We start from the raw sequence: 12,127 nt of genomic DNA, 5'->3' as shown, positions 1-12,127 counted from the left end.
TTGTGCCGATGTGGGATCCGGAATTGTGCGCGGCCGAGGTGCGGCGTCTGGCCGGCAAACGCTGCAAGGCCATCAGCTTCCTCGAGGCGCCGCACGCTTTCGGCTTCCCCAGCTTTCACAGCGAGCACTGGGACCCGATGCTGACCGCGATGTCGGAGACGGGCAGCGTGCTGTGCATGCACATCGGGGCCAGTGGCGGCCTGATCACGCTGGCGCCTGACGCTCCGATCGACCATCACATCATCCTGCCCACCCAGCTCACGCTGATGGCCTTGCAGCGTTTGCCGGCCAGACGCCGCACCTCGGCCGCGCACAATTCCGGATCCCACATCGGCACAATGCCGATCGGGATGAACCGGCCCAGATGCGATCCGCACCACTCGTCGACGTGCCAGTCGTTGTAGGCCTTCAGCATGATCAGCGCGAGGTCCTTGTCCGCCGCCTCGCAGAACGTCCGCGCGTTGAACCCCGCCATGGTCGGGAAGTTCATCGACGCGAGGACGCCCCCGGCGTCCATGTCGCGCACCCGCAGGTTGACGTCGTAGCAGGCGGGCCGAATCTCGGAGAACACGCCGGGGTTGAAGCCCCATTCCTCTTTGGGCCACGTGACCACCGCGCACATGCCGAACGGCGTCGAGGTCTCGATGCCCTGAAATACCCAGCGATCAATGCCCTCCGGGCTGCGCTCGACCTTTGGCGCCTGGTCCGCCCACTTCTGGGGGACATGACCTTTGAACATATCCGGCGGTTCGATCACGTGGTCATCGATGCTCACCAAGATCATGTCGTCAAGATTCACCGCAAACTCTCCTCGCAGTCCGATTCGGTGTATCCGCTAGAGAAGAACACCGTTCTCATGCGAGGCTAGCCGACGCCGCAGCCTCAGGCAATGCTTGCGATACCCAGTGCAGATCTTGTCCGGGTGCGCGCCTTTCGCGCCCCGGTCAGGGCCGGGTAAAGGCGGTTTCCAAGAAGGTCCAGAACTGGTCGAACGCGACGTTCTCGCCCACATAGAAGCCGAGCACGCGCGCCTGCAGCATCTCCATCGTCGTGTGCAGCAAGATCGACGCGATCGTCGAATCATCCAGCGGCGGGCTGCGCATACCGGCGTCACGGCACGCGGCAAGTAGCTCGGTCAGCGCTCGGTGCTGGGGCTGCAGCAAGGCCGACAGCTCGGCCGGACGGGTTTCGCTGAGCCGCTGATGAAAGCTGACCAACGAGCGCTGCAACAGTGGCGGGGCCGGATCGGACGCCAACCACTCGGCTTGCATGAAGGCCCGAAGGCGATCCAGCGGGTCGGTGCCCGCTTCGGCGACCGCGGCCAGCTGCCGCTCGAGGCCGCCGAGCGTGGCTTCCTCGTAGATGGCCAGGAAAAGGTCGTCGGTACCGCTGAACGATTGGTAGAAAGACCGCAGTGACATGCCGGATCGTTCGACGACCTTTCGGACGGAGAGATTTTCCGCGCCTCCCTCACTGAGCAATTCCAGCGCGATGTGCAGGAACCGGTCGCTGCGCGCCTGAGCCCGTTTGCGCACATCCTCGGTCGCCCGCTCCGTCGAGCGCACCCGCCAGCGCGACTCCGGCCGTGGCGCCGACGTCAACCAGGCCGACACGTCGGTTCCCGATTTGCTCACACACCACAGCGTAGCGAGCCGGCGTTTCCATTAGCCGATAACGTTGGCCTCGGCCAACGGATACACGCAGTGCTCATGATGAGAACATGTAGTGACTTCGATGACGCACGGGGCCGTCAGGTGCGTTGTTCGGCTGTTGCCGCCGGCCTGGCAAGGGTCTGCACGCGGCGATCGGTGAAGCGCCACACCCCGTCGGATCCGCGGGCCAATCTATCCAGGTAGCGCCCCGCCAGGGCGATGACCGTCGCACCTTCCTGACCGCTTCGGTCCAGCATGGCCCAACCACTCACAGCGCTCGCACGGTCGCCGTCGACGGTGATGACGGGATTGACGACAGCATGCAGGGTGCCAGGGCGGTCGGTGGGCCGCAGAACCGCCCACAGCGCCGCCAGCTCGGCGCGGCCCCGGTAGGTCCGTCCCATCGCGGCGAACGAACAACTCTCGTCGAACAATTCGAGCAGTTCATCGGTCGCGCCGCTGTCGAGTAACGCGCAGTAGCGCTCGATCACCCCGCGGATACGCAGCTCGTCGACCAACGCGTCGGCGGCGGTCACGCGACGACGCCCTTGACCTTTAGGTCGATGATGTCGTCCCAGTCCATGCCGAGGTCGTCGGTCAAAATCGCGTCCCCGTGTTCATTGAAATCGGGCGCGCGTCGCGTCGGTGCCGACTCCTCGTCGAACTGGACGGGCGTGGCCACCAGCGGGTGCTTCTCACCCGAGGCGGCCTCGGCCTGAACCACATACCCGTTGGCGATGACCTGTGGGTCGGCGGTCACCTCGATAGAGTCCTGCACCGGCGCCCACTGGCCACGGAAGTCGCCGAGGCGTTGCTTCCATTCGGCCAGCGGCGCAGAGGCGAACCGCTCGGCGAGGATCGACCTCGCGACGGGGCTGTTCGCGGCGAAGCTTGCGACATCGGCGAACCGCTCGTCATCGACCAATTCGGCCAGGCCCATCACCCGACAAGTCTCGGGCCAGTAGTGGAATCCCTGCAGGCACGCCAATTGCAACCAGTGCCCGTCCGACGTCTGGTAGGTGGCCACCAGCGGGTTGCCCACATCTGTGCCGACCGGGAACTGGCCCCACGGATGGTTCAACTCGTGCGACAACGCGATGGCGGCCCCCATCGCCCACATTCCGGTGGCGAGAAGCGACACGTCGACAACCGGCGGCTGGCCCGTGCGCTCGCGATGCAGCAGTGCCGCCGAGATGCCGCCCGCGATGGTCATCGCGCCGATCGAGTCGCCGTACGCGGGCGCGGGTTGGCCCGGAATCGCCTCGAATTCAACGGGTTTGGCCCCGTAGGCGACCCCGGCGCGGCACCAGTATCCCAACACGTCATATCCCCCGCGATCGGCGTCCGGGCCGCGCGAGCCGAACCCTGATCCACGGACGTAAACGATGTTGGGATTGGCGGCCCGGATGTCGTCGACGTCGATGCGCAGCTTGGAACGCACCGCGGGCAGCTTGTTGGTCAGGAAGACGTCGCACGTCGCCGCCAACTTGTAGAGGATGTCGACGCCTTCGGGCGTGCTCAAATCCAAACCGATGCTTCGCTTTCCGCGATTGGAGTGTTGCAGCAGCGGATGCCATGCACCACCGTCGAGGCCCAGGTTGCCGGTCGACATGATGCCGCGCATCGCGTCGCCGCGCTCGGCGGGTTCCACCTTGATCACGTCCGCGCCCCAGTCGGACAGGATCGCCGAAGCCGCGGGAACGAAGGTGTGCTCGGCGACCTCGAGGACGCGGATCCCTTGCATCACAGCGGTCATGGCAACTGTCCTAACTGTCGATCGGTCATCGGTCCTCGAGGATCATTTCGGCGGCCCGCCAGGCCATCGCCATGATGGGGCCGTTGAGATTGCCGGCCACCATCGTCGGCAGGATGGACACGTCGACGACGCGCAGCCCGGGCACCCCACGCACACGCAGGCGGGCGTCCAACGGGTCGGATTCCGCCGGGCCCATCGCGCACGCCCCGGACGCGTGATACCCGGCGCCGCCGTAGAGCAGTCCCGCCCGCAGGATGCTGTCGTCGTCGTCGACCGCGGGCCCGGGTTCGATCTCGGAAAAGATCATGTCGGCCACGGGATGCTGCTCGACGATGTCCCGCATGCGCCGGAACATTGCCACCGATACCCTTTTGTCGTAATCGGTTTCGAGGTATGCGACCTCGACGCGCGGCGGCTGACTGGGATCGGCCGATCGAATCCGCACCGAGCCCTGACTGGTCGGCCGCAGAACGAAGCCCAGGAGGGATAGGCCCGCCCGGCCTTCGATGCCCCCGTCAACGGGCCCGACACCCAACGAGAAGGGTGTCATGAGCACTTGCGCGTCGGGCCGTTCGCTGGCCGGGTCGGCGCGGATGAAAGTGAGCATGTCGTAGGCGGCGGTGCCGATCGGCCCCTTGCGGGTGGTCAGATAGCGCAGCCCCGCGCGCGCCTGGCCAACGGGGGTGGACAGAAACCGGTTGTATCCCTTGTTCTCGTTGAGCCGCATCTGCAGCGGTATGCACCGGTGCTCGCGCAATCCTTCGCCGATTCGCGGGCTGTCCACCCTGACGTCGACGCCGGCCGCGGTCAATACTTCTTTCGGCCCAATCCCCGACAGTTGCAACAGCTTCGGAGTTGCCAAACTCCCGCACGAGACGATCACCTCGCGGGAGGCCCGAAGCTCCTGCTTGCCCTTGGCCGAACTCACCTCCACACCCACGGCGCGATCGGATTCGAAGACGATTCGTTGGGCGATTGCGCCGGTCAGCACCGTGAGGTTGGGCCGCTTCATAGCGGGGTGCAGAAAAGCCCTCGCGGAGTTGACTCGTTTACCCTTCCGCATCGTGGCCGCGGTGTACCCGGTGCGCTCCTCGTCGGAGGCGTTGATGTCCTCGACCCGCTTGATGCCCAGAGTGGTCGCGGCATCCATCAGCGCCTCGGAGACCTCGTCGTGGGTGTTGATAACGCTTACACCGAGGGGGCCGCCGGCGCCGCGGACCGCGGAGGGGCCCAGACTGTGATCCTCGATAGTCCGGAAGACGCGCAGCATCTGGTCCCAACCCCAGCCGGGATTGCCGCGGGCGACGATATCGTCGTAGTCGGCCGCCTGCCCCCTGTTGTAGACCAGCCCATTGATCGAACTCGACCCGCCGAGTAGCTTGCCCCTGACCCAATGCTCCTGCTGTCGGTGCGGCCCAAACGGTTCCACGTCGTATTCCCACACGTAGCGCGGGTTTTTCATCAAGAACGCGAAGCCCTTGGGCATTGACACCAACGGGTTGCGGTCGGTGCCGCCAGCCTCGAGGAGCAAGACTTTGTTGCCGGGGTCGACACTGAGCCGATCTGCCAATACGCACCCCGCGGACCCGCCGCCCACTACGACGTAGTCGAACTCGCTCACCGTCAGCCCTTCCGAGTCGGCGTACTCGCTGTACGAGAACAGTGTTCTCAGCAGAGTAGCCTCGGCGGTTCAGCGACGGAAGTACCTCAGCGAATCCCTAGCGTCGAGGCGGCGCTGCGCGCGCCTGACGATTGAGATGATCGGCAGCAATTCTCGAACCCGGTGGCATCGTCACGGGGCGAGCTCGTTGCGTGTTGGTGTAGTCGGTCTGGGAACCGGCAAGCCGTTCGGCCGCAAGGCCTACGGTCGAATGCCGTATCCCTCGCCGTCGTCGGCCAGGTAAGTGACGTCGTACCACCGCCTCGGCGGCCGGACGGTGGCGTCGTACTCCTCGGTCGGGGTCGCCCGCTCCAGCCGGACGTCCGTCAACTGCGGATTGTTCGCGCGGACATAGTCTTCCAGCTCAGCGAGCAACGCCTCGCCGGTCAGACCCGTCTCCGCGAGCGCCCTCGCTTCGCGCTTCGCCCAACTCACGCGTCTATATTGCCCCGGCCCTTGCGGCCGGCCGCGACGCGCTCGGCTATGTGGCCATCCGCCCGTCGAGCAGGATGCCAAGGCGAACGGCGCCGTCTCTGCGGTGCACACCCTCGATGCGCACCTCGATGTCTGGCCGCCGTGGCTTGCCGGCGGTCGACGTGGCCGGGTTCTCGAAGGTGATCATCGCCGATCTCCTCTCTCGCTGGGCCCCCGCTTTCTTCAGGGTGCGCCTGCTTTGCCGACTATTCGGGGTGCGACACGGTCACGATTAGGGCAAGACGGTGTGCATCAGCATCACGTCGTATGCCGACCACAGCGACAGGTTGAAGTAGAGGTCCCGGCCCGACGACCAGGGGTGGATCATCGGCGCATAGATGCCGCCGGGCATCGAGAACGACGACACGAGCGGTTGCTCGGGGCTCCACGGTCCCTGCGGGGCGGGCGCGGTCCGCGCCACCACGTCGTTGCTGCCGCCGTTGGTGTAGAGCACCAGGTACTGCTTCAGGTAGCTGTTGTACTGGGCCGACATCTCGCCTACCGGGCCGGGGAAGATCGGCGTCGCCGCGCCCGGGTTGTTGGGGACCCAGCGGCCGCCCTCGTCGCCGTTCCAGTACTGATATTTGGTGAGGTCGGGCAACTGGCCCGGTGGCACTCGCGACAGGAATGCGGCGCCGCCGCGCCCCGAAGGGGTTCCGAACTGGTAGAGGTAACCGTCGTTGCCCTTCATGAACGCACCCATTTGGAAGTTCTCGTTGCCGGGGGTGAACCCGGCTCCCGGGATGGCGTCCGCGGAGGCCGTCCGGATCGAAGTCGGGAAGATTCCCCAATTCTGGCCATTGTCATTGGACCTGGCGATCGCCGAGTAGTTCGTGGACCATTCGCCGTCGCGGCCCCACTGCCGGATGGACATGTAGCTCATGTACTGCGTCCGGCCGATCGAGATGCCGGCGGTCGGGATGATTCCCGTCTCGTGCGCGGCCTTGTGGATCGTGTTGACGACCTGCTTGGACAGGCTTGTCGTCCACACCGGTGACCCGGAGTACCGATCGTTGGGGAGGCCGTCCGCGATGTGGATGCCGTGCGACAGGTCATGGTCCGAGCTGCGGAACAACGTGTTGTAGCGCCACTGCTGGCCCTTGACTTTGCAGTAGCCGAAGGTGTCCCCGAACGCCATCAGAACCTGGCGATTCATGGGATCGCCGTTGTCCCAGGCGATCCCGAGGTCGGTACCCGAGATGCTGAAACGCTGCAGGGTCTTGTTCGGGCCGTCGGGCCCGGTCACCCAGTCGACGAGCGACGTGGGCGCGCCCGCGATCGAGGGCGGCGGTGGCGCCGGCTGCGGCTGCGGGACCGGGGCGGCGTTGGGCTGCAGCTGACCGGCGTTCGGTGGCTGCGGCAGACCGGGTACGGGCGGATTGGGCCCGGGCGGGAGGACCTCGGCCTGGGGTCTCATCGGGGCGACCTGGCGACCCGGAGTCGTCGGTTTGAGGAACTGGGAGATCAGCGGGCCCAGCCTGGGCAGGGGTGCCTGGTCATTCGTGTGCGTCGGCCGGCGTCCGGTCGGCGGCTGGACGACCGGCTGGGGTGCGGGCATCGCCGGCGGCGCGACGGGCGGCTCCACGTTCGCTTCCGGTGCGCCACACGGGGTGGCAAAAGCCATCGGCGCGGGCCCGACCACGAAGACGAGTCCGACTGCGGCCGCCGACGCCATCGAGAGCGACACACTTCGAAGAATCGCCGACATGTAACACCTTTCGAGCGGCGGGACACCGCATTGACGTCCGCAGTTGGCTCATGTGACGATAGTGATTAGAGCGGTTGTTGTGACTAGTGATGCGACGATAGGTATCCATCCGTGACCGTGTCGCAACGCGGCCGATCGCACGGGAATTGCGCGTATCGAGCGATTAGCTCGCGCACCTCCTGGGCTAACGCCATCACCCTGCGAGCCGGCTGCCGTTTTCCGCAGTAGACCGCTCGGAACTTCCCGTAACCCATGGCGGTCGAGCGACGTTCTCGCCTTGTTTGCAGGTGTTGCCGGCGCCGATTTCGGTGTTATTCTTCCGTGACATGTTGATCCGTATAACGGGTTTAAGTGATTCGCTATGCGGATCTTGTCTTCGAGCAGGGAGGTCCTGATGAAAGACCAGCGCAACGCACTGCTGACGATCGCCGGCGTTTCCGTCGCCGCGGCGGCTTGGCTGGGCCACGGCGCCGGTCCCGCCATGACCGCGGCACCGGCGGGCACCGAAACCCAGGCGCCCACCACCACGCCCACCCCGCTCACGACCCTGGCGCCGCCGTCGACTCTCTCCGCGCCGCCGGCCCCGTCGGCGCCACCGGCACCGCCGCTTCCGTAACGATCGTCGGCGATGGGAGTGGCTTCGCGCCGCTGAACCGAGCGCGTGCCCGCCCGCCTCTGAGCGTCAATCCGGTCGCGACGTCCGGCCACCCCAACTTGTCGCTGTGCGGCGGCGGGCACTCCCGCCTGTGCCCGTTTCGTCGTGATTACGGGACCCGTGAGCCGGACGGCCGCGACGGGCGCACGGGCGGGAGACCGTGCGTCGAGCGTCCTCGCCAGGTACGCTCCGATCCGCCAGCACACCCGCCGTCGCCGCGGTCTAGCAGTAACGCCGGTCTCGGCAAACTCGGTCGGCGCCCCGGGTGGGCGGCCCGCCGAGGAGGGCGACCATGAGTGACCGTAATGGCCTGCGTGGCAACCTATTCGAAAGCCAGGCGTATCTGCGCCGCGTGGTCGCCGCATCCATGGCCGGCACGGTCGTCGAATGGTACGAGTTCTTCCTCTACGGCACCGCCGCAACCCTGGTCTTCAGCAAGGTGTTCTTTCCCCGCGGCGGCAACGAACTCGACGCGATCCTCGCCGCCTTCGTGACCTACGCCGTCGGCTTCGCCGCCCGCCCGCTCGGTGGGATCGTCTTCGGTCAGCTCGGCGACCGGTACGGCCGCAAGAGGCTGCTGCAGCTCAGCCTGTTGTTGGTCGGTGTCTCCACGTTCGCGATGGGGTGCCTGCCCAGCTTCGCCCAGATCGGGTACTGGGCCCCGGCGCTGCTCGTGGTGCTGCGGTTCGCACAGGGCTTCGCTGTCGGCGGCGAGTGGGGCGGGGCGGTCCTGCTGGTCGCCGAGCACAGCCCGACGTCCAGTCGCGGCTTCTGGGCCAGCTGGCCGCAGGCCGGCGTGCCGGGCGGAAACATGCTGGCCACCGTCGTGCTGCTGATTCTCACCTCGACGCTGTCGGACCGGGCATTCCTGAGCTGGGGCTGGCGCGTCGGCTTCTGGTTGTCCGCGATCGTCGTGCTGATCGGCTATTACATCCGCACCAAGGTGACCGACGCGCCGATCTTCTACGAGGCGCAACGGCAGCTGGAGCGGGTCAGTACCGCCCGCGTCGGCGTGGTCGAGGTGTTAAAGCGTTACCCACGTGGCGTTTTCACCGCCATGGGCATGCGTCTCGGCGAGAACACGATGTACTACCTCGTCGTCACCTTCTCGATCACCTATCTGAAAGTCCACGTGCACGCCGACACCAAGACCATCCTGTGGTGGCTGCTGGTGGCGCACGCGGTCCACTTCGTCGTCATCCCGCTGGCCGGACGACTCAGTGACCGATTTGGCAGGCGCCCAATCTATTTCATCGGTGCGATCAGCGCGTGCACCTGGGGCTTCTTCGGGTTCCCGATGATGAACAGCGGCCGTAACGCCGTCATCTTGTCGGCGATCGTCCTCGGCCTGGTGATTCACGGCCTCATGTATGCGGTCCAGCCCGCGGCCATGGCCGAGATGTTTCCCACCCGGATGCGCTATTCGGGGGTGTCGCTCGGCTACCAGGTCACCTCGATCGTGGCCGGTTCGCTGGCACCGATCATCGCGGTGCGCTTACTCCAGACGTACAAATCCGCGGTGCCGATCTCCTGGTATTTGGCGGCGACCGCCGCGGTGAGCGCCGTGGCCGTCGTCACCGCCGTCGAGACGAGGGGCATAGACCTGGCGGCAATCGACCTGGCCGACGCCCGCAAACACGGCGGCATCACGGCAGGTCAGCCGGACGGACCGGACCCCACCGAGCTCGTCCCCGGGGCCGTCTGAGCCGCGGGTGGGCGCGGCACCCAAGCGGTGGCCCCCCATCGAACAGGCCAGGAGGTTGACTTCACATGTTTGTCGTCCGCGGTACGGGGCAATGTTCCATGAGAGGCGCACGCGTCGGCCGGCCTTCGCGTTCGCCTAGGTCCCGTCGGTTCAGCCCGAGAGCCGACGGGGCCGCCCCATCTTCGGGCACCCCGTTCACCCCGCCCCCTCGCGGACAGACCTCAACGCCGAGGCGATCCAGGAGTACCGTGCGCGTATGGATGGCTCGACGGACGTGTGGATTCTGGGCGGCTGGCAAACCGACTTCGCCCGCAACCTGAACAAGGAGGGCCGCGACTTCGCCGCCCTGACCGCCGAGGTCGTCGAGGGCACGCTCGCCGCCGCCAAAGTGAACGCCGCCGACATCGAAGTGGTGCACGTCGCGAACGCGTTCGGCGAAATGTTCGCCGCCCAGGGCCACCTCGGCGCGATGCCGGCCACGGTCTGCGCCGACCTCTGGGACACCCCCGCGTCCCGGCACGAAGCGGCGTGCGCGTCGGGCAGCATCGCTGCCTTGTCGGCGATGGCGGATCTGCGGTCGGGCGCCTACGACACCGCGCTGGTGCTCGGCGTCGAGCTCGAGAAAACCGTGCCCGGCGACACCGCGGCCCAGCATCTGGGGGCCGCCGCCTGGACGGGTCACGAGGGGGCCGGCGCCCGCTACCTGTGGCCGTCGATGTTCGCTCAGGTCGCCGACGAATACGACCGCCGCTACGGCCTGGACGACGCGCACCTGCGGGCGATCGCGCAGCTCAACTTCGCCAACGCGCGGCGCAACCCGAACGCCCAGACGCGCGGATGGACGGTCCCCGACCCCATCACGGACGACGACACCACCAACCCGATCACCGAGGGCCGGCTGCGGCGCTTCGACTGCAGCCAAATGACCGATGGCGGCGCGGGATTGGTTCTGGTCGGCGACGCCTATCTGCGCGCCCATCCCGATGTGCGGCCCATCGGTCGCATCGACGGCTGGGGACACCGCACGGTGGGACTGGGTCTGCGGCAAAAGCTCGACCGGGCCGCCGACGACCCCTACGTGCTCCCGCACGTGCGGGCCGCCGTACAAGACGCGCTGCGGCGCGCGCGGCTGGCCCTCGACGACCTCGACGGGTACGAGGTGCACGACTGCTTCACACCCAGCGAGTACCTGGCGATCGACCACATCGGCCTGACCGGCCCGGGCGAGTCGTGGAAAGCGATCGAGAACGGCGAGATCGAGATCGGCGGCCGGCTGCCGATCAACCCGAGCGGCGGTCTGATCGGTGGCGGCCACCCGGTCGGGGCGTCGGGCGTGCGCATGCTGCTCGACGCGGCCAAACAGGTCAGCGGCGCGGCCGGCGAGTACCAGGTCGACGGGGCAAAGACCTTCGGCACCCTCAACTTCGGCGGCAGCACCGCCACCACGGTGAGTTTCGTTGTCAGCACGGCAGCAGGTGTGTGACATGGACGTCGCGATCGTCGGCAAGTTTCTGTCCACGCTGCCCGAGGACGACGACCACCCGTACCGGACCGGACCGTGGCGTCCCCAGACCACCGAGTGGGACGACGACGACCTCACCGCGGTGGAGGGGGAGATCCCGCGCGACCTGGACGGCATCTACCTCCGCAACACCGAGAACCCGCTGCACCCGGCGCTGAAGACCTACCACCCGTTCGACGGCGACGGCATGCTGCACATGGTCGGCTTCCGCGACGGAAAGGCGTTCTACCGCAACCGTTTCGTACGCACCGATGGCTTCCTGGCGGAGAACGAAGCCGGCGAGCCGCTCTGGCCGGGGCTGGCCGAGCCGGTGCAACTGGCCAAGCGCGAAGACGGCTGGGGCGCTCGCACCCGGATGAAGGACGCGTCGAGTACCGACGTCATCGTGCACCGGGGCGTGGCGCTGACCAGCTTCTACCAGTGCGGCGACCTGTACCGGGTCGATCCGTGTTCGGGTGAGAACCTGGGCAAGGAGACCTGGAACGGGCGGTTCCCCACCGATTGGGGCGTGTCCGCGCACCCGAAGGTCGACGCCAAGGCCGGTGAGCTGCTGTTCTTCAACTACAGCAAGCGGGACCCGTACATGCGCTACGGCGTCGTCGACCAGAGCAACGAGCTGGTCCACTACGTCGACATCCCACTGCCGGGACCGCGCCTGCCCCACGACATGGCGTTCACCGAAAACTACGTCATCCTCAACGATTTCCCGTTGTTCTGGGACCCCGCCCTGCTCGAGCAAGACGTGCACGTGCCGCGCTTCTTCCCGGACATCCCGTCACGCTTCGCGATCCTCCCCCGCCGCGGCGGGCCCGCCGACATCCGATGGTTCGAGGCGGACCCGACCTTCGTGCTGCACTTCGTCAACGCCTACGAAGACGGTGACGAGATCGTGCTCGACGGATTCTTCGAGGGGGACCCTTCCCCGGCCGACACCGGTGGGTCGAAGTGGGACAAGCTGTTTCGCTTCCTGGCGCTCGACCGGCTGCAGTCGCGGC

12 protein-coding genes are annotated in these 12,127 nt (G+C 66.9%); 4 read left to right on the top strand and 8 right to left on the bottom strand.

The features are described from left to right. Nucleotides 1–235: 235 nt before the first annotated feature. From A9X03_RS12290 to A9X03_RS12260, 8 genes are all read right to left on the bottom strand, one after another. A complete protein-coding gene (locus A9X03_RS12290) occupies nucleotides 236–799 on the bottom strand; it encodes a hypothetical protein (protein WP_197696062.1) in 564 nt (187 codons plus the stop codon). 145 nt (nucleotides 800–944) lie between these two features. Continuing rightward, nucleotides 945–1,634, bottom strand: coding sequence for a TetR/AcrR family transcriptional regulator (locus A9X03_RS12285; protein ID WP_067784112.1), 690 nt, complete (start codon nucleotides 1,632–1,634; stop codon nucleotides 945–947). 116 nt (nucleotides 1,635–1,750) lie between these two features. Continuing rightward, nucleotides 1,751–2,188: a nuclear transport factor 2 family protein gene (locus A9X03_RS12280; protein WP_067784110.1), complete on the bottom strand. Its 438-nt coding sequence runs from the start codon at nucleotides 2,186–2,188 to the stop codon at nucleotides 1,751–1,753. After that, entirely contained in the window at nucleotides 2,185–3,408 is a 1,224-nt protein-coding gene (locus tag A9X03_RS12275) for a CaiB/BaiF CoA-transferase family protein (RefSeq protein ID WP_067747501.1), read from the bottom strand. Before A9X03_RS12275 ends, A9X03_RS12280 begins: the two co-directional genes overlap by 4 nt. Nucleotides 3,409–3,433: 25 nt before the next feature. Further along, nucleotides 3,434–5,029 (bottom strand): GMC family oxidoreductase, encoded by a 1,596-nt coding sequence (locus A9X03_RS12270; protein WP_067784109.1) that lies wholly within the window; start codon nucleotides 5,027–5,029, stop codon nucleotides 3,434–3,436. 240 nt (nucleotides 5,030–5,269) lie between these two features. After that, nucleotides 5,270–5,503 carry a hypothetical protein gene (locus tag A9X03_RS12265; RefSeq protein WP_068261259.1) on the bottom strand — a complete coding sequence of 78 codons (234 nt, stop codon included), beginning with the start codon at nucleotides 5,501–5,503 and terminating at the stop codon, nucleotides 5,270–5,272. A gap of 46 nt (nucleotides 5,504–5,549) precedes the next feature. After that, nucleotides 5,550–5,690, bottom strand: a complete 141-nt coding sequence (locus tag A9X03_RS29220; protein WP_156669853.1) for a hypothetical protein — start codon at nucleotides 5,688–5,690, stop codon at nucleotides 5,550–5,552. Between the two features lie 84 nt (nucleotides 5,691–5,774). Then, complete coding sequence (locus A9X03_RS12260) at nucleotides 5,775–7,250, bottom strand: DUF4185 domain-containing protein (protein WP_067747495.1); 1,476 nt, start codon at nucleotides 7,248–7,250, stop codon at nucleotides 5,775–5,777. A 394-nt stretch (nucleotides 7,251–7,644) separates the two neighbouring features. Between A9X03_RS12260 and A9X03_RS12255 the strand changes: the two genes are divergently transcribed. The 4 genes from A9X03_RS12255 to A9X03_RS12240 form a co-directional block, all read left to right on the top strand. Further along, nucleotides 7,645–7,866, top strand: coding sequence for a hypothetical protein (locus tag A9X03_RS12255; RefSeq protein WP_067784105.1), 222 nt, complete (start codon nucleotides 7,645–7,647; stop codon nucleotides 7,864–7,866). Nucleotides 7,867–8,197: 331 nt separating this feature from the next. Continuing rightward, nucleotides 8,198–9,610: an MFS transporter gene (locus A9X03_RS12250; RefSeq protein WP_082974482.1), complete on the top strand. Its 1,413-nt coding sequence runs from the start codon at nucleotides 8,198–8,200 to the stop codon at nucleotides 9,608–9,610. A 256-nt stretch (nucleotides 9,611–9,866) separates the two neighbouring features. Beyond that, a complete protein-coding gene (locus A9X03_RS12245) occupies nucleotides 9,867–11,093 on the top strand; it encodes an acetyl-CoA acetyltransferase (protein WP_067785362.1) in 1,227 nt (408 codons plus the stop codon). Nucleotide 11,094: 1 nt separating this feature from the next. After that, the coding region (locus tag A9X03_RS12240) for a carotenoid oxygenase family protein (protein WP_068261256.1) at nucleotides 11,095–12,127 on the top strand (1,033 nt) is incomplete at its 3' end.

Origin of the sequence: Mycobacterium sp. E1715 (assembly GCF_001667625.1) — a bacterium.
Lineage (GTDB): Bacteria > Actinomycetota > Actinomycetes > Mycobacteriales > Mycobacteriaceae > Mycobacterium.
Note: the sequence above shows the minus strand (reverse complement) of the source record. Positions and strands in the feature narration are given on the sequence as shown.